Below are 20,131 nucleotides of genomic sequence, written 5' to 3'. Positions count from 1 at the left end.
AAGCGTGATGCATCTCAACGTCACATCGCCCGAGACAGCGGCAACTTGCTCCCTGCAATAGCGCGCTCCAGCAGCACGTCACGACGAAAACGGAACAGTTTGGCCGGCCTGCCGGCCGTGCCCGTGGCCATTTCGCCCGTCTCTTCGACCAGCGCCTGCTGCTCGATGAGGCGGCGGAAATTCTGCTTGTGCAGGCCGCGCCCGGCCAGCGCCTCCACGGCCAACTGCAATTGCAGCAGGGTGAACTGCGCGGGCATCAACTCGAACACCACAGGGCGGTACTTGATCTTGGCGCGCAGCCGCGCGATGCCGGTGGCCAGGATGCGACGGTGGTCGTGGCGCATGGGTTCGCCCGGCACCACGGCGCCCTTGCCCCCGCGCCGGGCCGCTTCGGGCACCAGCCCCGCTTCGAACAGCAGCTCGTAGCGCTGCAGCACCATGTCCTCGTTCCAGGGCGAGCCGTCCAGTCCGAAGGTGATAGCGGCGCGTTGGCGGCGGCGCATGCGCACGGCCGCATCGCTACTGTCTTCGCACCAGGCGGCCAGACGCGGGACGATTATTTCTTCCACCAGCGCGGGCGTGCCCGTGCGCTGGTCTTCCCAAGGGAAGTAGCGGTACCAATCCTGCCAGCCGACTTGCGCCACGCCGGTCTCGCCCGCCTCGCGCGTCAGGCCCAGGTAGCTGACCGACATCACGCGCGCGCCCGATTCATCGGAGCGGTCGCCGTCGGCGAAGGTGTAGAGCTGCTCCACGTAACCCAGCGGGTGATGGGTCTGCTCCTCCACCCAGGCGCGCAGCCCGGCCTGCAGCGAACGGTGCGACAGCTTGAAGGGACCGGCCGGCAAGGCGCGCGCATCGTCGGTCGTCAGCACCCGCGGCTCGCCGTTGGTGACGGCGACCAGCACGGCAACGAGTTCAGCATGGACGGAGCGTTCGACGGATTCAGTCAAGGTAGGCTTATGGAAAGTGAGAAACCGGGCGGCTTGCGGCAAGCCGCGAGGCGTCGGAAATTATAAGGGTCGGGCTCCTGCAACAGCCCCTTGCAAACGTGACAGGCATTCCTGCTCCCAGCCGGCCGCACGGCCCTAAGATGGAAGTGGCAACCAGGCGCGTCGCCATCCCGGGACGCCCGCAAGCGGAGCAGACATCATGTTGAAAACCGCCCCCGATCCGCAGGCGGCCAAGGCCGCTGAAACGGAACAACCCGTCGCCGTCGACCCGCGCAAAGGCACCGAAATCCTGCCGATGGCGGATCACAGCAAAGAGGTCGCCGGCATGCCAAGGCGCGGACGCGCCATGGCGGAACCTGGCGAACCCGGCATCATCACCCCGGAAGATGACGTGCTGGATACGTCTTACGAAAACCGCAAGAACTGAGCCGATGCGATGGCCAGATGATACGCGAGCCCGGGCGCGGCCCCTGCCGCGCTCAGGTCGCGTTCGGCTGCGCCTGGAAACCGCGCGCCAGGATCTCCACGAAGGCCTCGGTCACCGACGACGGCGCGGTCTGCGCGGGGTAAGCCATGCTGACGCGCACCGGCAGGCGCGGTGTGAACGGCCGTATCGCCAAGCGGTCCGCGAACACTGCGGCGATGTAGGGATTGACCACGCCCAGGCCGCTGCCGGCGGCAGCCAGCGCGCAGATGGTCGAGGAATACGTGGTCTCGATTTCCGAGGCGGGCTGCGCCCGGTGTTCCTGCATCGCGCCGCGCAGTTGCAGATAGACGTCGTCATCCGCGTTCAGCACTAGCAGGCGGCGCCCGTCCAGGTCCATGATGTCGACGGACGGCTGGGCCGCCAGCGGATGGTCCGGCCGCATCACGCAAACCGCCGCGCTTTCGTGCAAGGCCTGCATTTCCAGCAGTGCGCCATCCATGGGCGCCGTGGTCACCACCAGGTCGTAGGTGCCGTGCAGCAGCCCTTCCCGCAGGTACTGACTGCCCACGGTCTGCATGTTGATGTGGACCTCTGGATAGCGCTGCGCGAAGGTCTCGATCGCGCCGGGCAGCACGCCCAGGCCCAGCGCCGGCGTGCAGGCCAGCCGCAACACGCCGCTGCCGCTGCGCCGCATCGCGGCAACGCGGTCCTCGATGCGCTCCAGCCCCACGAAATGCCGCTGCACGGTATCGAACAGATCCTTGGCCTCGCGCGTGGGCCGCAGACGTCCGCGCTCCATGTCGAACAGCTTCAGGCCGCTGGCCTGCTGCACCTGCGCCAGCAGCCGGCTGACCGAGGGCTGGGTGGTGCGCAGCATCTGCGCCGCGCCGGTGGTGGTGCCGGCCAGCATGACCGCGTGGAAGGCTTCGATCTGGCGGAAATTCAGGGGTCGGCTCATGGCAGGCAATGTATAGCAAACTTGCATAGCCTATGTTGAAAAAAGAATTTTTTCAAATATATGAGGACTCCTACACTGGTTTTCCCAAGGGCGCCGCCAGATGCGCCCCCGCGCTACCCAACCTTCCAGGGGAAACTACATGAACCTCCGCCGCTCCTGGCGCCAACTCCTGCAAACGCTGTGCCTGGGCCTGACGGCAGCCACCCTGCCGCTGGCCGCGCACGCGCAAGCCAACTATCCCGACCGCCCGGTGCGCATCATCGTGCCCTTCACCGCGGGCGGCAGCTCCGACATCCAGGGACGCCTGCTGGCCGAACACCTGGGCAAGCTGTACGGTCAATCGGTAGTGGTGGAAAACCGCCCCGGCGCGGGCGGGCACATCGGCGGCAAGTTCGTCGCCGACTCGGGGCCGGACGGCTATACGCTGCTGCTGGGCTCCATCGGCCTGCATGCCACCTACGGGGTCTACAAGAACCTCAACTACCAACCCGCCCGCGATCTGAAGCTGATCACCATCGTGGCCGAAATGCCGCACGTGGTGGTGGCCAACCCCGCGCTGGAAGCCAACACCCTGGCCGAACTCACCGCGCTGGCAAAGGCCAAGCCGGAAACGCTGCACTTCGGCTCGGCCGGCGTGGGCTCGTCCGTGCACATGGTGGGCGAGCTCTACAAGATGGCCGCGCAGGCGCCCATCGTGCACATTCCATACCGCGGCAGCTCGGCCGCCACCAACGACCTGCTGGGCGGCCAGATCCAGCTGCTGTTCGAGAACGTGCCCACCACCATCGGCTACATCCAGGCCAAGAAGCTGAAGGCGCTGGCCATCACCGGCGCCACGCGCTCGCCGGCCCTGCCCGACGTGCCCACCGCCGCCGAAGCCGGCCTGCCCGGCCTGACGGTGACGTCGTGGACCACGCTGGCCGCCAGCAAGGACGTGCCGGACGCATTGATCGAAAAGATCAGCGCCGACCTGCGCCGCGTCTACGCCGACCCGGCATTCCGCGAAGGCCTGGAACGCCTGGGCATGACCCCGGTGGGCAACAGCCCCGCCGACGCGCGCGCCTTCGTCGAACGCGAACGCGCCCGCTGGAACAAGGTCATCGAGACCGAACACATCACCGCGGGCTGAACGCCTGCCAGGGGCGGCGCCTGCGCCGCCCTTTTTTCTTTTCGACCTTATCTTTGCTCCGCCATCCATGAACCGCATGCTCGCCACGCCCATCGCCTGCCGCCGCCTGGGCGTCACGCCGCACCACCATTTCTTCGGCTACTACAACAAGACCGTCTGGCATCGCGACGGCCGCTATCTGCTGGCCAACCGCACGCCGTTCAAGGACGCGCGGCTCACGCCCGAGTTGAGCGCCGAGGTGGGTTACTTCGATCTCCAGGACGGCGACCGCTACCACGCCGTGGGCAGCACCACGGCCTGGAACTGGCAGATGGGCTGCCAACTGCAATGGCTGGACGGCGAATCCGAGCCGCAGATGATCTACAACTGCCGCCGCGACGACGACAGCGGCTTCTATCCGGGCTTCCGCTCCGCGGTCCACAACGTCGCCACCGGCCAGACGCGCCACCTGCCGCTGCCCATCTACGTGGCCGCGCCCAACAGCCGCTACGCGCTCTGCGTGGATTACCGCCGCCTCTACATCACGCACGAGACCATCGGCTACAGCGAACACGCCCCCGGCCCCGTGGACTACGCCCCAGCCGACGACGGCATCCACAGCATGGACCTGGAAAGCGGCGCGCACCGCCTGCTGGTCAGCTACGCCGACCTGCGCAACTTCCATCCGCGCGACTCGATGGAGCGCGCCATCCACTGGGTCAGCCATATCGAGATCAATCCTTCGTCCTCCCGCATCCTGTTCCTGCACCGCTGGACCGAACGCGTCAAGGACGAGACCTGCTTCCTGCACCGGCTGATCACCATGAACGCCGACGGCAGCGACATGCGCCTGCTGGAATGCTCCGACCATCCGCTGCCGCAACTGGCCGACGACTTCGATCCCGGCGCGGTCGGCACGTTCGACTACGAGAAATCCGAATACCAGATCTCGCACCCGCTGTGGCGCGACGACCAGACCATCATCGTGTGGGGCCCGCATGACGGCAGCATCCACTACCACCTCTACCGCGATGCGCCCGGCGGCGCGGTCCAGGTCGTGGGCGACGGCGTGCTGACGGAGAACGGCCACATGACCTACTCTCCCGTGAACACGCGCTGGCTGCTCAGTGACACCTATCCGGACTCGACCACGCACGAGCGCATCCTGTTCCTCTACGACATGCAGACCGGCCTGCGCCATTCGCTGGGCAGCTTCTACGCCGATCCCAATCTGTCCAAGGAAAACCGCTGCGACCTGCATCCGCGCTGGAGCCGCGACGGCACGCAGGTCTGCATCGACTCCGTGCACGAAGGCGAGCGGCAGATGTATGTGCTGGACGTCACGCCCATCGTCGGGCCGCAAGACTGACAATCGCAACGCCGCCGCCTCAACCGGAATTCCGATCACGGGCTCGGTCAGGCGGCGGACTACCCACTTAACCATAAGGACTTCACACTATCGTCACCCCGTTGTAACGACCGACCTTTAACCTCGCTTTCGTTTTGCTTACAAACAATTGAGCGACTCGATCGCGACACTATGAGGTTGGAATGTCTTACTTGACTGATAAATTGCGCGCCCCCTATCGCGAAGCCCAAGACGAAGTCACCGTTCCCGGGCAGATGTTCGACGAAATCGTCGCCGCGAATCCCCAGCGCCGCACTTTGCTGAAGAACAGCTTCGGCCTGTCAATGCTGTCCGTGTTCGGCGCATCGACCCTGCTGACCGCCTGTGGCGGCAGCGACGATGACGACGACGACACCTCCGGCAACGAGCCGGGCGAAGGCGGCACCAAGCCGCCCCCCGGCCCCGACTATTCCGTCACGTTCACCCCGCTGGCCGACAAGATCGTCGCCGACACCGTCACGGTTCCCGCAGGTTACGTGGCCGAAGTGCTCTACTCCGCCGGCGACAAGTGCATGATCGGCTCGGCTGGCTACGCCGGCGTGCCGCAGTCCTATCCCGCCACGGAAACCCAATCCGGCGGCCAGCACGATGGCATGCACTTCTATGCCCTGCCCGGCGTGGACCCCAACCAGGGCGGCCTGCTGGTGCTGAACCATGAAGCGCTGGACGACGAGACCCTGGACCAGAGCGTCGAAGGCGTGAAGACCCGCCTGTCCAACGTCGGCGTGTCCGTCATCGAAATCGCGCGCAGCGCCAATGGCGCATGGGCCGTCAAGACCGACTCGCGCTACAACAAGCGCTACACCGGCAACACCGTCTACAACGTCAGCGGTCCGGCCAAGTCCGTCGTGGGCGACACCGTCGTCGGCACGCTGAACAACTGTTCCAGCGGCGACACGCCCTGGGGCACCTACCTGACCTGCGAAGAAACGCTCAACAACTACCACTACAAGACCGGCGACGCCGGCAAGCCGGCCGACGAAGGCTATGGCTGGGTGGTGGAAATCGATCCCCAGAACCCGGATTCGACCGCCGTCAAGCGCACCGCGATGGGCCGCTTCAGCCATGAAAACACGGCCTTCATGCTGGACGAGAACAACCGTGTTGCTTTCTACATGGGCGACGACACCACGCCTGGCTGCATCTACAAGTTCGTGCCGAGCAAGCCGTACGATCCCGCCAACCGCGCCGCCAACATGGGCCTGCTGGACGAAGGCACGCTGTACGCCGCGCGCTTCAATGACGATGGCAGCGGCAACTGGGTCGAACTGACCGTGGGCAAGAACAACCTGACCGCCGGCGCCACCGATCCCGGCAACTTCACGCAGGTCGCCAGCGGCACCGTGATCACCGGCAAGCTCGTCAACTTCAATACGCAGGCCGACGTGCTGGTCAACACCGGCGCCGCCGCCCGCGTCGCCGGCGCCACGCTGATGGACCGCCCGGAATGGATCACGGTGGGCGTGGACAAGACCGTGTACTGCACGCTGACCAACAACGGCAGCCGCAAGCGCACCAGCGCCGCCAACCCGCGCGTCAACAACTCGCACGGCCACATCATCCGCTGGCACGAGCGCGGCGACTCGCCCCTGGCCACCACCTTCGAGTGGGACCTGCTGCTGCTGGCCGGCCGCGACAAGGCCGACGGCGTGGCCGCCAACCTGACGGGCAACGTCAACGGCGACACCTTCTCCAGCCCCGACGGCATCCGCGTCGACCCCAAGGGCCGCCTGTGGGTCCAGACCGACGCCGGCACCAGCGCCTCGACCACGGACTTCTTCGGCAACAACTCGATGTACTACATCGACCAGAAGACCGGCGAATCCAAGCGCTTCCTGGTCGGCCCGCTGGGCTGCGAAATCACCGGCATCGCCTACACGCCGGACCTGACCACGTTCTTCATCAACATCCAGCACCCGGATCAGACGTGGAACACGTTGCGCACGGGCGGGGGCGACGCGCGTTCGGCGACGGTGGTGGTGCGGCGTACGGATGGAAAGCCGGTGGGCGCGTAAGCGTTACACCGTCGGACGCCGCCCGGTTGAACACGCCGGGCGGCGCCGCAAGACGGGCTGGCCTCGCGGCCAGCCGCCGTCAGAACCGGTGGCTGAAGCCCATCGTCACCAGCGCTTGCCTGTTGGACCCCGAATCGGCGCCAGCCCCCGGGATCTCCGCGATCGCGGCGCGTCCGACGACGGCGCCGCCCGCGCCCAGCACGGGCGCGATGCCATCGCCGCCCGCCTTTTGCAGGATGACCGCGCTGTAGAGTTCCGTTCTTTTCGAAAGCGTGTAGCTGGCGCCCAGATTGACCTGATGGAACTTCGGCTTCAGTTTCTGGTAATCCGCGCGGCCGGCGTTATAGATGTACGCCACGCCAAAGGAAAACGCCGGCGTGAACCGGTAGGTTGTCATCACCTCATAGCTGTCCATCGTAAAGTCGCCGCCATTGCCTGCGCCGGGAAACCCGTTCACAACAAAGTACTGGCTGTTCCGAAGCAGCGTACGCGCATAGGTGAAGCCGACAGTCGCCGCGCCGAACTGGTAGGACGCCCCGACGCCTAGCACCTTCATCGCATCAGCATCCTGCAAACCCACGTACTGGCCCAGCGCGCCGACATAATTGCCGTTGGACTCGTACACGCCCCCCGTGCCATTGGCGCGGGTCGCGGGCGGGTGTATGTCCAAATAGCCCACCGCCATCGCGAGCGGCCCGTCAGCATACGAGCCGGCCAATGCCCACGAGCGGTTCGCGGCAAAATCGCCCGTCTGCCCGCCAAAGCTATACATGCTGTGCAAACGCAAGCCACTCGCGTTCGGGCTCACATACTTCACCGCGTTGTTGATCCGGATCGACTGATTCAGGTTGTTCAGGTCGCCGAAGTGCGAGCCATAGCCCGTCGCGAAGTTGTTGCTGGACGGGAACATGCCGACGGTGTCCGACAGGGAATCGTATTGTCGTCCGAGCGTCAAGACGCCATAGCGTTCGCTGGAAAAGCCGACATAAGCCTGACGGCCGAACAGCAAGCCGCCCTGGCCGAGCTTGCCGTTCTGCAGATTGAAGCCATTCTCCAGGACGAACACGGTGGACACGCCATCGCCCAGATCCTCGCGGCCGCGCAAGCCGAACCGGTTGCAGCCCTGCGGACCGCAGATGTCGGCGTGAATGGAGCTGCCGTTGCCGCCGCCGCTGACATAAGTCAGGCCGGAGTCAAGCATGCCGTACAGCTCGACGCTGCTCTGGGCCGCAAAGGTCTGCGGGGCGACTACCAGCAGGGAAAGACACAAGCCGATCTTCTTCATGAATTGCTCTCAAACAAGGAGGGACTGGGGCGCACGAGGCCGCACCCGGCAACATGGCGGCCGGATGGGCAGGCATCGGATCTGTTGGGGGAAGCAGCCTCTCTTCATGGAGGCTGCGCGCGGCGCTAGGGTTTCTGGTCGCGCAGGGAGACCGAGGGCGACAGCGCGGCGGGATACACGCCAACGGCGATCGCCGCGGGCCTGGGAGCCGAGGTCAAAAGACTGACCACGATCACCGCCACGGCATTGATCGCCATCGCGATGAGGCCCGGCTCCCACTCGGGCGCCACGGTTTCCCAATACTGCGACGCGAACGGCGCAAGCAGCGCTATGAACCCTGCGGCCAGCCCGGCCAGCACGCCTGCCGCGGTGGTGCGCTTCCAAAGAAAGCCGAGGAACACCGGCGGGGCCAGCATGCCGATCGCCGCGTAGGCATTCAGCAGGATCCGCACCAGCGAGCTGCCCTGATGGATGGACAGGAATGCCGCAATCAAGGCAAAGCAGATCAGCGACGCGCGCGACAGGCGCAACGACATGGCGTCGGGCATTCCCTTCCAGAACGGCTGCACGATATTGCGCGTGAAGATGGTGCCCGCCGACAGCAGCAACAGCGATCCAGGTACCAGCGCCAGCAGGAAACCCGTGCCCGCCACCAGCCCCACCACCCACGAGGGATAGGACGTAGCGACGAATTGCAGCAACGCGGCGTTCAGGTTGTTCCCCGGCGGCTGCGTGCCGGCAAGCAAGGCCGCGAACCCCAGCAGGATGATGAAGAAGTAGGCCAGCGAATACAGCGGTTGCCAGATGGCATTGCGCCGGATCACGGTTGCGCTGTGCGCCGAATAGCACATCTGGAAAAGATGCGGAAAGACCCAGTTGCCCAACGCGATGTTCAGCGCGGAAGTCATGAGCCAGACCGAAGTCGTCGGTGAAGCCGGATCGATGCCCGGAAACTTGCCGATTCCGGGATAGGCGGCTTCAGCCATGTCGAAGATGTCGAGCAGCGAAGCGGCGCCGACCGTACCCGCCACGGTGGCGCTCAGCATCACCACGACCACGATCATCAGCACATCCTTGATGCCCGCGGCAAACGCCGCCGAACGCATGCCGGCCGCGAACACGAATGCGATCATCAACGCGGCGGCGACCAACGTTGCCGTCACGGTCGAGACTCGGCCATCCAGCGTCAGCTGCACCACCAGCCCGAGGCTGATCAGCTGGATCTGCACATAAATGACCAGCGAAGCGATGCCTATGACGCCTGTCAGCACCCCCAGCCAAGGCGCGCCATAGCGCGCGGCAAAGTAGTCGGCTTGCGTCACGAAGCCGCCGGCCCGGCCGGCGCGCCAGATCTTGGGCATCAGCCAGTACCCCAGCGCGTAGCTCAACGACACTGAGCAGAACGCCAGATAGGCGGGCGCTCCCAGCGCCCATGCATATCCCGAAATGCCCAGCACGGCGAAGGTGGTGTAGACCTCTCCCGCGTTCATGAACCAGAAGATCAACGTCCCCAGACTGCGGCCGCCGACCGCCCACTCGGCAAGGGTCTTGCCGCGCTTGGCCCGGCGGCCATAGCCCAGCGCGCCGGCGAGCGTCGCCAGCAAAATGATGAACACGATGCCCAGCGTCATGGGTGGCTCCCGTTCTGCGCGGCGGTCGCTGCCAGGAAGGCAGCCTCTTCGTCATCAACGCCGGCGATCCGGTCCAACCGGAACACGACGCCGATCACGATGCTGGCCAACACGATTCCGGCCATTTGCCAGGCCATCGGGAACGGCAGGTTCATCGGCCGGTACGCCACGTCGTTCACAAGGGGAGCGAGCGCCGCCTGCCAGATAAAGGGAAGAATGAGCAGCCATCGATGCAGCTGCCGCCCAGGCCGGCGAGCCGGTTGAACCAGATTTTCCATTGGAGACTCACGTAAAGTTTGACTGCACTATTGGATGACGTTTTGTGCATCCATACTGCACAGAAATTCTACGCAGATCTACACCACAAGACGCACTAGTGTTTACCACTACTCTACAAATTTTCGTTTCCCAGAGAAGCGAAGCTATCTTTGCTGTACACTTGCTTCATACATCGGCACACAAAATGTGCACTACCAGTGCACATCTAGATTCAGCAGATACGGAATAGGCAACATGATTGGTGAACGCTTGAAAGAGCTGAGGACGGCGCGCAACCTGTCGCTGCGCGATCTGGCGGCCCAGGCGGGGGTATCCGCCACCCTGCTGAGTCAGGTGGAGCGCTCCATCACCGACCCCAGCCTCGAAACCATCCGCCGCCTGGCCGCGGTGTTTGGCGAATCCATCACTTCGCTTTTTGCGGAACCCAGCGCGCCTTCAGTCTGGATAAGCCGCCCCGGCAATCGCACCAAATTGACCGCCCCGGCGGGACAGGTCGGCTACGAACGGCTGACCGCCGGCCAGGGCGACCTGGAAGTGCTGCGGGCAGTGCTCGAACCTGGACAGGTTTCAGCGGATGAGCCTCGCGGTCACCCATCAAGCGAATCCGTCTACGTCATCCGCGGCGAACTGATCGCACAGATCGCCGGCGTGGACTATGTGGTCGCCAGCGGCGAAAGCATCTCGTTCGACGCCCGGCTTGCACACCGCTACCGCAACGACTCCGCAGCAGCGACTGAAATCCTACTGTCCATCACGCCCCCCAGCCCCTGACCGAACTCTGACTACGCAGGATCCGTACGCCGCGTCGCCCCGGCGCGGCGGCGCTCGTCCCGACTTTCATGGAGCAACGCCGTGCAGAACAATCCCCTGGGAATTTCTCGTATCGACCACGTGTCCTGGACCGTCGAAAGACTCGATCCGGCGGTCGCGTTCTATGAGCGCGTTTTCGGTGCGCAGGTGCTGTATCGGCTCGGCCCGGTCCATGCCGCGCAACTGCCAGGCGCCACGGATGGCCGCGACTGGACGGAAGCGCACCTGGGCGTCAAAGGCGCTGGGCTCGAACTCGCCATGCTCGTGCTGCCCGGCGGCGCCAGGATCGAGATCTTCGAATACGAGAAAACGCCCGACGACATCCGCATCCCCGCCACCTGCGACCAGGTAGGCAGCTATCACCTCAGCATCGAAGTCCAGGATCTGGACGCCGCCGCGCAACTGCTGCGCGACAACGGCTGCACGGTCTTCGAACGCATCGCCTTTTCCGACGGCCCCACGTCAGGCTCGCAATTCCAGCGCTTTCTGGATCCTTGGAAGAACATCTTCGAACTTGCGGCCCATGCCCCGTCAGCCTGAACAGGCTGGCAGCCCATACCTTGCACACTCCTGGAGCATCGCATCGTGACACGCATCGCCATCAACCCCGATTCCATGTACGCGAGCCTGCCGTTCGGCTTTTCGCATGCCGTTGAACTGCGCGGCGCGCGCAGCCTGCACCTGGCTGGCCAGGTCGCGTGGGACAAGGATCGCAACCTGATCGGCGCGGGCGACGTGGTCGCGCAAGCCCGGCAGGCGCTGAGCAACCTCAAGCAGGTGCTGGCCGCCGCCGGCGCCACGCCGGCCGACGTGCTGCGCCTGCGCACTTACGTGGTCGATCACAAGCCGGAAAACCTGGGACCGATATGCGCCGAGATCAGCGCCTTCTATGGCGACGCGACGCCTGGCGCCAACACGTTCATCGGTGTTCAGACGCTGGCCCTGCCTGAATTCCTCATCGAAATCGAAGCCGACGCGGCACTGGACCAAGGAACCTCTGCATGAACCGCAATGACATCAACTGGACCGGGTACATCCCCGCCATCACCACGCCCTTCAAGCGCAATGGCGAACTGGACTGGACGGCCCTGCCCAAGCAACTCGAATGGTATGTGCAGGAGCGCATGCACGGCGTGATCCTGGCCGGAACCTCCGGCGAATGGTTCAGCATGAACGAGGCCGAACGCGCGCTGCTCTTCCAGGAAGCGAGCCGCGCGATCAACGGCCGCTTCACCGTCCTGGGCGGCTGCAATGCCTATACCGCCGCGGAAGCCATCCAGCATGCGCGTGCCGCGCAACGCGCGGGGTTGGACGGCATCATCCTGACGCCGCCCCCCTACATCGTGCCCAGCCGCAGGGAACTCCTGCAGTTCTACCAGGACGTCTCCGACGCCACCGACATCCCCATCTGCATCTACAACTGGCCTCGCGGGTGCGTCGTCGACATGGACGTGGACCTCCTGGACGAACTGGCCGATATCGACCATGTGGTCGCTATCAAGAACTCCACGCCCGACTTCGGCATGTTCCTGAAAGGCGCGTATCAATTGGGCCACAAGGTCCGCTACTTCAACATGCCGACCTCGGCGCTGGGCGCCGACCTGTCCGCGCTCGGCGTGGCCGACGGCCTCATGGGCGCTGGCGGCGTGCTGGGCGCGGACCACCCTGACTTCTGGCGCTGCATAGCGGCCGGCGACAAGGCGGCGGCCGTCATGCTGGGCGAGCGCGACCGGATCATCATGGGCGCTTGGTTCAACAAGGATTTCGCCGGCAATTTCGGCAGCGCTCAGGCCATCCTCAAGACGGCGCTGCGGCTGCGAGGCGTGCCCGCCGGATACGTCCGCCGCCCCCTGCTGGAACTGACCGAGGCCGAAGTCGGCCAGGTCCGCGCCACGCTGGAAGGACTGGGCATCGAAACGGTGCCGCTGGAACAATCGTGACTTCTGCCACACCCGCGGATACGGACGCCTGCGTTCGCGCCTCCACCCTCGTCATCGGCGGCGGCCTGTTGGGCTGCGCAATCGCCTACTACTTGGCCAAGACCGGAGTCGATGTGCTTTTGGCTGAAAAAAGCCAGCTCAACAGCCAGGCATCGGGCCGCAATGCCGGAAGTCTTCATTTCCAGCTTGAGTACCGCATGATCGAGCATGGCCTGGAGAGCGCGCGCAAGGCCGCCGAAGCCCTTCCGCTGCACCTGCACGCCCAGCGCGCCTGGAGCGGGCTTGGTGCCGAACTGCAGGACGATCTTGGCGTGGTCCAGCATGGCGGGCTGATGGTGGCTGAAACCACTGAGCAAGTGGAACGGCTGGAGCAGAAAGTTGCGCTCGAGCAGGCCGCCGGCTTGCAGATTGAGCTGCTTGATCGCGACGCTTTGCGGACCCGTGCGCCCTACCTGAGCCAGTCACTGCTCGCGGCAGCCTTCTGCCCCGGCGAAGGCAAGGCCGACCCGAGGCGCAGCGCGTTGGCCTACGCCCGGGCCGCCGCCCGCCTTGGCGCGCGCATCCGCAGCGCGACCGGCGTGCGTTCGCTGCGGCGTGACGGAAGAACATGGCGCATCGCGTTGGACGGCGGCGCATCCTGCCAAGCCGACAACGTGGTGCTTGCCGCAGGCGTGTGGTCGGGCAGGATCGCGCAAATGGCGGGCGTGACACTGCCAGTCAGCGCCGTCGGCCTGACCATGGCCGCCACCGCGCGCGCGCAGCCGTTCATCAAGCACCTGATCCAGCATGCGGGGCGGCGCCTCTCCATGAAGCAGACGCCAGAAGGCAATGTGCTCATCGGCGGCGGCTGGCCTGCCGCGCTGCCTCAGGCCGACGGCATACTCGACCTCGAGCGCCAGCCGGACCTGTTGCTGCCCTCAATGGCGGGCAACCTGAGCGCGGCCACGTCCGTCGTACCCGCGGTCGGCGAACTTCCCGTGTTGCGCGTCTGGACCGGCGCCACCGCCCTGGTTGCGGACCAGCTGCCGCTTATCGGCGCAGTCCCCAAGGCGGCCGGCCTTTTTATCGCCACGGGCGGGTCCGCTTTCACGCTGGGACCCACCTATGCGCAAATCCTGGCCGACGAGATACTGGGCCGCGCCAGAACCTTCGACACCTCTCCCTACGACCCCAAACGCTTCGGGAGCTTGACCTTTGCCTGACGCCACACGACTGCAGGACCGGGTTGCCAGACCCGCCCCCATCCGCATCCACATCAACGGCCGCGAGGCCTGGACCTATCCCGGCGAGACAGTCGCCACAGCCCTGCTGGCCGCTGGCGTCTCGGTGTTCCGCCGCAGCCACGGCCACGCGGCGCACGCGCCCGTCTGCAACATGGGCGTCTGCTTCGAATGCCTGGTCACCATCGACGGCTGCGGGTCGATACGCAGTTGCATGACCTTGGCAACGGAAGACATGCGCATCGAGGTTCCTTCGAATGTTAAATAGCGCCAACCAGAACACCGCCAAGCAGGCGGACACGCGGTTTGATCTCATCATCGTGGGAGCCGGACCCGCGGGCCTGTCGGCGGCATTGACCGCAACCGAGCACGGACTGCGCGTCGTCGTGATCGATGAACAACACGACGTCGGCGGGCAGATCTTCAGACAGGCGCCCGGCACCTTCAAGAGCGAGCCCAGCAGCGCCTTCAAGAGCTATCCTTTCGGCCGGCAACTGCTAGAACGGGCGCGGCAGTCGACGCGGATCCAATGGCGCTTCGGCAGCACCGCCTGGGGCGTCTTCCGCACGCCGGACCATCCCGGCGTACGGGTCGGCATCAACCGGGGTAATCAGGCCTCGCTGATCGACGGCGCTGCGCTGTTGATCGCCACCGGCGCCTACGACCTGCCCGTGGCCTTTCCCGGCTGGACGCTGCCCGGCGTCATGTCCGCCGGTGGCGTACAGACCTTGATGAAGAGCCAGTTTCTCCGGCCTGGAAAACGATTTGTTCTGGCTGGCTCGCACCCCTTGCTGCTGCTGGTCGCGGATCTTCTGGTCGAGTCCGGCGCCGAAGTCGCAGAAGTCGCCATTGCGCGGCCGAAACCCGCGTTGGCCGAAATGCTGTCGTCCTGGCGGGCGCTGCCAGGACACCTCAGCCTGTTCCGGCAGGCCGCCGGCGCACTGCGCAACCTGCGACGGCATCGGGTCCCGATACGCTTTGGCACGCTGCTGACGCGCGCCACGGGAAATGAGGCCGTGGAGCAGATTGTGTTGAGCGACGCCACGCCCGATTGGGAGCCCATTGCAGGAACCGAACGCACGCTGCAGGCCGACATCCTGGTCACAGGCTACGGGCTGCTCGCCTCCACCGAGCTGGCTCGGCAGGCCGGCTGCGCAAGCGTCTGGCGGCCGGAGCAAGGCGGCTGGATCGTGTCGCATGACGAACGCATGCGAACCAACCAGCCGCGGATTTTCGTGGCGGGAGAACCCGCCGGCATCGGCGGCGCCGAAATGGCTGCCATCGAAGGGCGCATCGCCGCCTTGCAGGCCGTGCTGGATCTGCATGGCGGCACACCCGACCAAACCATCCAGGCGTCATTGCGCGAAGAAGACGACGCGCGCCGAAAAGTATGCCGCTTCAGCGAAACCGTGCTTCGATTCTTCGAACCAAGACTGGACGCCCTGGCAAAACTCGCCACGCCGCAAACCACCATCTGCCGTTGCGAGGAAGTCACAGCCGGCGCCGTGCAGTCATTCCTGGACGACAACCGCCACGTCAGCGACGTCAACAGCATCAAGCTCGCCTGCCGCACGGGGATGGGTTTCTGTCAGGGACGCTATTGCCAGCATACCGTCGCCCATATGCTGGCCGCGACGCGCAAAATGGAGGTCGACGCGCTGGGCGCCTTCACCGCTCGGGCCCCGGTCAAGCCGGTGTCTGTTGCGGCGCTGGCGGGTCTGCTGGAGCATACGCCGTGAGGCATCCTCCGCTGACGCGCGTGAGTCGCCTAGAGCTGCTTGAAGCGACCGGATATCCGCCAAGGCACCTCGACAGTCGATGCCTCGACCGCATTGGCCTGTTCGACGATGCGAGGCCACCACAAAGCAAATTGAGACAGCTTTTCCCAATATCGCTTGGAAGCCCAAGATGGCTGAAGTACAAACACGGATAGCCCGCGCTGCCGAATGACCTGACGTTCAGCGCCGCTATGCTTGCGAAATTTGTCGCAAGATACGATTGCCCAATGCCCGGCGCTACCCAACTCGGCCAGCCATTCCTCGTCTTTGGTATTCGCCGCAAATTTCTCGCGTAGATGGCACACCTCGCCAAGCTCGGCATCAAGAAATATGCGTTTGCTCGCGGCAGAGAATGTGGCCGCCCAACCAGGCGGCAGATTATTGTCGAACAGAAAGTTCAATTTGCAGTCCGCCGCAAGCTCTCTTCGAACTTGACGGCGGAACGGACATACTTCGGCGCCACGTCGTAGGCCTCGGACGTGATGTGCAACGCTCGGTCGTTAGCGCCTTCCGCCAGGAAAGACGCGTACAGCGCATCAGTAGGCGTACCCGTGTCCTCAATGATGGGACTGCCGAACTGCCGGGAAGGATCGAGCACAACTCGATCACGCCGGGATGCCGGATACCATCTCGTTGCCTGGGAGCCGTTGTATTCGATTCCCGCGTACAGAGACGGGTGAATGATGTCTTTGAAAACGCCCTGCCTGCTGCGCAGGTCGACCATCGTCCCCTCGCTCTCGACCTGCTTGATGGCATCGCCGAATATGGTCTTACCGTCGGTCTTGAATTGCAGCGTGGTGAATGGATACTCCACGCCATAGATCGCCTGAGCGTTCTCCAGGCATCTACGGATCACCGCTAGCGGCACACCGTGAGCGATGAACGCCTGCACAAAGCGCACCTCCAGTAGATCGCGAAAACCAATGACGGGCTCATCGTAAGCCGCCAAATCTACCTGCGTTTTCCACAACGGCGCGGAAAAGGCGCGAACGGCATCGTCGCCCCGGCCTTTTTGGTAGTGATACCCAAAAAGCCAACGATTGAGGTCGCGAGACTGTGCTTGGACTAGCCGAGCAGCTTCCCGCAGCGAGTACATGCCGGTGCCGTCGTACATGGGGAAGGACTAAGAGATATCCAAAACGAGTTTAGCACCGGGCTATCGACTTCCCTGGGTGAAACCGTCTGGCAAATAGGCACGAAAAAGCCCCACCGTGCATCACGTGTGGGGCTTGGGCGTTCGTCGCTTCGTTCCAAGCGACGATCCATAGGTATTCCTGGCGGACAGAGGGGGATTCGAACCCCCGATACGCTTTTGACGTATACACGCTTTCCAGGCGTGCGCCTTCAACCACTCGGCCACCTGTCCTATCTGCGATTTTCGCTGCGGGCAAGCCGCTGCAGAAAATGCGAATCCGCGATTCTAGCAGATTTCGCGCAACGCCGACAAGCGGACAAAGAAAAAGGGACGCCGTGAGCGCCCCCTTCTGCCCTTTCAGCCGCTACGAAACCGAGGCCGGCGGGTCCTGTTCCCGGTAAGAGCTGACGGTGCCGTCCGGCTCGGTTTCCTCCAGCCGCACCCTGAAGCCCCACAACCGCGCAAGATGCTTCATGACTTGTTCGGCGTCCTCGCCCGCCAGCGGGCGGCCGCGGCTCTTCAGGTGGCGCAGCACCAGCGAACGGTCGGAGTCGCGGTTGAAGCGGACCACCTGGATGTCCGGCACCATGTTGTCGCGGTTGTGTTGCGCAGCCAGCAGGCGGCGGATGTCGCGGTAGCCTTCGTCGTCGTGGATGGCGGCGACTTCGAGCTTGGGGTTGGCCTGGTGGTCGGAGATCGCGAAGAAACGGAACTCGCGGATCAGGCGGGGCGACAGGTATTGCGAGATGAAGGACTCGTCCTTGAAGTTGCGCATGGCGAAGTCCAGCGTCTTCAGCCAGTCGCCGCCGGCGATGTCGGGGAACCAGCGCCGGTCCTCGGCCGTCGGCGCCTCGCAGATGCGGCGGATGTCGGACATCATGGCAAAGCCCAGCGCATAGGGGTTGATGCCGCCGTAGCCGCGTTCGTCGAAGCCGCGCTGGCTGACCACGTTGGTGTGGCTTTGCAGGAACTCCATCATGAAGCCGTCGTTGACCAAGCCTTTTTCATGCAGCCGGTTCAGGATGGTGTAGTGCCAGAACGTGGCCCAGCCTTCGTTCATGACCTTGGTCTGGGTCTGCGGATAGAAGTATTGCGCGACCTTGCGGACGATGCGCACCAGTTCCTTCTGCCACGGCGCGAGCTTGGGCGAATACTTCTCGATGAAGTACAGCAGGTTCTCTTCGGGCTCCGGCGGAAACACCGAGGCCTCGACGTGGGTGTCCTTGTCGGCCTCCAGGCGCGGCAGGGTACGCCACAGATCGTTGTACTGCAGCCGGGCATGTTCCTGGCGTTCGGCCTGGCGCGCGGCCTCTTCCTTGTAGGAAATGGGCGTGGGGCGCTTGTAGCGGTCCACGCCGTGGTGCGAGAGCGCGTGGCAGGAATCGAGCAAGGATTCCACCGCGTCGATGCCATAGCGGTCCTCGCAGGACATGACGTATTTGCGCGCGAAGACCAGGTAGTCCAGCACACCGTCGGCATCGGTCCATTGCCGGAACAGGTAATTGCCCTTGAAGAACGAGTTGTGGCCGTAACAGGCGTGGGCGATCACCAGCGCCTGCATCGTCATGGAGTTCTCTTCCATGAGATAGGAGATGCAAGGGTTGGAGTTGATGACGATCTCGTACGCCAGCCCCTGCATGCCGCGGCGGTAGAACTGCTCGTTGCGGATGAATTCCTTGCCGTACGACCAGTGCGGATAGCCGATAGGCAGACCGGCCGACGCATAGGCATCCAGCATCTGTTCCGAGGTGATTACCTCGATCTGGTTCGGGTACGTGTCCAGTCCGTATTCGGCGGCGACCTTGGAGATCGCGTCGTCATAGGACTGGATCAGTTCGAAGGTCCATTCGGAACCCTGGGAGATGGGCCGGGCGCTGCCGGCGGCCTCCGGTTCCACGAGCGCTCCCACGATGGCATTCATGCGGTTTCCTTTTTGAACAGGTCATGGAACACGGGGAAGATCTCGCCGCGTTCGCAGATGCGCCGCATGACGAAATGCGGCTCCAGTTTCTGTTCATATTCCGCCCACAGGCTGCTCTTGCGCGCCTCCTGCGAGTCGGGCACTTCGATGTAGGCAAAGTAGCGCGTGGCCGGCAGCAGATGTTCGGCCAGGAAGCGCGCGCTCTTGCCCGCGTCGGCGCCGAACGAGTCGCCGTCGCTGGCCTGCGCCGCGTACACGTTCCAGGCGGTCGGCGGATAGCGCTTCTCCAGGATCTCGCGCATCAGTTCCAGCGCCGACAGCACGATGGTGCCGCCGCTCTTGGGATCGTAGAAGAAGGTATGTTCGTCGACTTCCTCGGCGTTGTCGGTGTGGCGGATGAAGACCAGGTCCACGTGTTCGTACTTGCGCGACAGGAACAGGTAAAGCAGCGAAAAGAAGCGCTTGGCCAGGTCCTTCTTGTTTTCGTCCATGGAGCCCGACACGTCCATCAGGCAGAACATGACGGCGCGCGCCATCGGGATGGCCACCGACACCCGGTTGCGGTAGCGCAGGTCCAGGTCGTCCAGGAAAGGCACGCGGGCCAGGCGTTCGCGGCAACCTTCGACGTCCTGCTCCAGCGCCTTGATCTCGTCGGCGGGAGCGCCCGCTTCCAGCGCCTTGGCCAGGCGCTCCTCGGCATCCTCCAGATCGGCGCGCGCCTTCACGCCGAGCGACACGCGGCGCGCCAGCGAGGACTTGAGCGTGCGGCTGATGCTCAGCATGCTGGGCGAGCCCGTGGTCGTGTAGCCGGCGCGCTGCCATTTCTTCTGGCTGACCTCGCCCAGCTGCGTGCGCGCCATGTGCGGCAGTTCCAGGTCCTCGAAGAACAGGTTCAGGAATTCCGCCCGCGACAGGCTGAAGGTGAACTGGTCGACCGATTCGCCTTCGCCCGGCTCGGAGCCGCCTTCCCCCTGCCCGCCTTGCGGCCGGTCGAAGGTGTCTCCCTTGGCAAACTCGCGGTTGCCGGGGTGCACGATCTCGCGGTCGCCGCCCTGGCCGTGATGGAAGGTCGGCTCGGAGATGTCGCGGGCGGGCAGGTTGATCTCGCCGCCCTGATCCATGTCCTGGATGGAGCGGTCGCGGATCATCCCGTGTACCGCCTTGCGGATCTGGTTCTTATAACGCCGGAGAAAACGCTCCCGGTTGACGGCGCTTTTATTGCGCCCGTTAAGACGGCGATCGATGAGTGAATTCATGATTCACCTC

20 protein-coding genes and 1 tRNA gene are annotated in these 20,131 nt (G+C 64.5%); 11 read left to right on the top strand and 10 right to left on the bottom strand.

From position 1 onward, the window contains the following. Positions 1 to 20: 20 nt before the first annotated feature. Entirely contained in the window at positions 21 to 950 is a 930-nt protein-coding gene (locus AC1RHV_RS27020; RefSeq protein ID WP_054458550.1) for an NUDIX hydrolase, read from the bottom strand. A gap of 199 nt (positions 951 to 1,149) precedes the next feature. On the opposite strand from AC1RHV_RS27020, the gene AC1RHV_RS27015 reads away from it, so the two are divergent. Then, positions 1,150 to 1,377 carry a hypothetical protein gene (locus AC1RHV_RS27015; RefSeq protein WP_175213113.1) on the top strand — a complete coding sequence of 76 codons (228 nt, stop codon included), beginning with the start codon at positions 1,150 to 1,152 and terminating at the stop codon, positions 1,375 to 1,377. Between the two features lie 52 nt (positions 1,378 to 1,429). Here AC1RHV_RS27015 and AC1RHV_RS27010 read toward each other — a convergent pair whose 3' ends face one another. After that, positions 1,430 to 2,335 (bottom strand): LysR substrate-binding domain-containing protein, encoded by a 906-nt coding sequence (locus AC1RHV_RS27010; protein ID WP_175213112.1) that lies wholly within the window; start codon positions 2,333 to 2,335, stop codon positions 1,430 to 1,432. 139 nt (positions 2,336 to 2,474) lie between these two features. Between AC1RHV_RS27010 and AC1RHV_RS27005 the strand changes: the two genes are divergently transcribed. The 3 genes from AC1RHV_RS27005 to AC1RHV_RS26995 all read left to right on the top strand — a co-directional run bounded on the left by AC1RHV_RS27005 (position 2,475) and on the right by AC1RHV_RS26995 (position 6,866). Beyond that, on the top strand, positions 2,475 to 3,464 hold the full coding sequence (locus AC1RHV_RS27005) for a Bug family tripartite tricarboxylate transporter substrate binding protein (RefSeq protein ID WP_492302293.1): 990 nt from the start codon (positions 2,475 to 2,477) through the stop codon (positions 3,462 to 3,464). A 67-nt stretch (positions 3,465 to 3,531) separates the two neighbouring features. Then, positions 3,532 to 4,812, top strand: a complete 1,281-nt coding sequence (locus AC1RHV_RS27000) for a TolB-like translocation protein (protein WP_054458419.1) — start codon at positions 3,532 to 3,534, stop codon at positions 4,810 to 4,812. A 182-nt stretch (positions 4,813 to 4,994) separates the two neighbouring features. Further along, positions 4,995 to 6,866 (top strand): PhoX family protein, encoded by a 1,872-nt coding sequence (locus tag AC1RHV_RS26995; protein ID WP_492302292.1) that lies wholly within the window; start codon positions 4,995 to 4,997, stop codon positions 6,864 to 6,866. Between the two features lie 79 nt (positions 6,867 to 6,945). Here AC1RHV_RS26995 and AC1RHV_RS26990 read toward each other — a convergent pair whose 3' ends face one another. From AC1RHV_RS26990 to AC1RHV_RS26980, 3 genes are all read right to left on the bottom strand, one after another. Beyond that, positions 6,946 to 8,151: a porin gene (locus AC1RHV_RS26990; protein WP_492302291.1), complete on the bottom strand. Its 1,206-nt coding sequence runs from the start codon at positions 8,149 to 8,151 to the stop codon at positions 6,946 to 6,948. A gap of 125 nt (positions 8,152 to 8,276) precedes the next feature. Next, positions 8,277 to 9,782, bottom strand: a complete 1,506-nt coding sequence (locus AC1RHV_RS26985) for a sodium:solute symporter family protein (protein ID WP_492302290.1) — start codon at positions 9,780 to 9,782, stop codon at positions 8,277 to 8,279. Further along, positions 9,779 to 10,060, bottom strand: a complete 282-nt coding sequence (locus AC1RHV_RS26980) for a DUF3311 domain-containing protein (protein WP_492302289.1) — start codon at positions 10,058 to 10,060, stop codon at positions 9,779 to 9,781. Before AC1RHV_RS26980 ends, AC1RHV_RS26985 begins: the two co-directional genes overlap by 4 nt. A 235-nt stretch (positions 10,061 to 10,295) precedes the next feature. Here AC1RHV_RS26980 and AC1RHV_RS26975 point away from each other — a divergent pair, with 235 nt between their 5' ends. From AC1RHV_RS26975 to AC1RHV_RS26945, 7 genes are all read left to right on the top strand, one after another. Beyond that, a complete protein-coding gene (locus AC1RHV_RS26975) occupies positions 10,296 to 10,832 on the top strand; it encodes a helix-turn-helix domain-containing protein (protein ID WP_492302288.1) in 537 nt (178 codons plus the stop codon). 81 nt (positions 10,833 to 10,913) lie between these two features. Next, complete coding sequence (locus AC1RHV_RS26970; protein ID WP_492302287.1) at positions 10,914 to 11,411, top strand: VOC family protein; 498 nt, start codon at positions 10,914 to 10,916, stop codon at positions 11,409 to 11,411. Between the two features lie 45 nt (positions 11,412 to 11,456). Further along, on the top strand, positions 11,457 to 11,876 hold the full coding sequence (locus tag AC1RHV_RS26965; protein ID WP_492302286.1) for a RidA family protein: 420 nt from the start codon (positions 11,457 to 11,459) through the stop codon (positions 11,874 to 11,876). Next, positions 11,873 to 12,811: a dihydrodipicolinate synthase family protein gene (locus AC1RHV_RS26960; RefSeq protein ID WP_492302285.1), complete on the top strand. Its 939-nt coding sequence runs from the start codon at positions 11,873 to 11,875 to the stop codon at positions 12,809 to 12,811. The genes AC1RHV_RS26965 and AC1RHV_RS26960 overlap by 4 nt, the downstream gene beginning before the upstream one ends. Further along, positions 12,808 to 14,013 (top strand): NAD(P)/FAD-dependent oxidoreductase, encoded by a 1,206-nt coding sequence (locus AC1RHV_RS26955; RefSeq protein WP_492302284.1) that lies wholly within the window; start codon positions 12,808 to 12,810, stop codon positions 14,011 to 14,013. The genes AC1RHV_RS26960 and AC1RHV_RS26955 overlap by 4 nt, the downstream gene beginning before the upstream one ends. Next, on the top strand, positions 14,006 to 14,299 hold the full coding sequence (locus tag AC1RHV_RS26950) for a (2Fe-2S)-binding protein (RefSeq protein ID WP_492302283.1): 294 nt from the start codon (positions 14,006 to 14,008) through the stop codon (positions 14,297 to 14,299). Before AC1RHV_RS26955 ends, AC1RHV_RS26950 begins: the two co-directional genes overlap by 8 nt. Beyond that, positions 14,289 to 15,770, top strand: coding sequence for an FAD-dependent oxidoreductase (locus tag AC1RHV_RS26945; protein ID WP_492302282.1), 1,482 nt, complete (start codon positions 14,289 to 14,291; stop codon positions 15,768 to 15,770). Before AC1RHV_RS26950 ends, AC1RHV_RS26945 begins: the two co-directional genes overlap by 11 nt. A gap of 29 nt (positions 15,771 to 15,799) precedes the next feature. On the opposite strand, the gene AC1RHV_RS26940 is transcribed toward AC1RHV_RS26945, so the two are convergent. The 5 genes from AC1RHV_RS26940 to AC1RHV_RS26920 form a co-directional block, all read right to left on the bottom strand. Continuing rightward, on the bottom strand, positions 15,800 to 16,210 hold the full coding sequence (locus tag AC1RHV_RS26940; protein WP_492302281.1) for a PIN-like domain-containing protein: 411 nt from the start codon (positions 16,208 to 16,210) through the stop codon (positions 15,800 to 15,802). Beyond that, positions 16,207 to 16,923, bottom strand: coding sequence for a DUF433 domain-containing protein (locus AC1RHV_RS26935; protein WP_492302280.1), 717 nt, complete (start codon positions 16,921 to 16,923; stop codon positions 16,207 to 16,209). Before AC1RHV_RS26935 ends, AC1RHV_RS26940 begins: the two co-directional genes overlap by 4 nt. Before the next feature lie 161 nt (positions 16,924 to 17,084). Then, positions 17,085 to 17,175 (bottom strand) — tRNA-Ser (locus AC1RHV_RS26930). A 133-nt stretch (positions 17,176 to 17,308) separates the two neighbouring features. Next, a complete protein-coding gene (locus tag AC1RHV_RS26925) occupies positions 17,309 to 18,865 on the bottom strand; it encodes a SpoVR family protein (protein ID WP_492302279.1) in 1,557 nt (518 codons plus the stop codon). After that, on the bottom strand, positions 18,862 to 20,121 hold the full coding sequence (locus tag AC1RHV_RS26920) for a YeaH/YhbH family protein (protein ID WP_054458415.1): 1,260 nt from the start codon (positions 20,119 to 20,121) through the stop codon (positions 18,862 to 18,864). The genes AC1RHV_RS26925 and AC1RHV_RS26920 overlap by 4 nt, the downstream gene beginning before the upstream one ends. Positions 20,122 to 20,131: the final 10 nt, after the last annotated feature.

The sequence above is a fragment of the Achromobacter sp. GW823-FHT04E03 genome (genome assembly GCF_058796095.1).
Note: the sequence above shows the minus strand (reverse complement) of the source record. Positions and strands in the feature narration are given on the sequence as shown.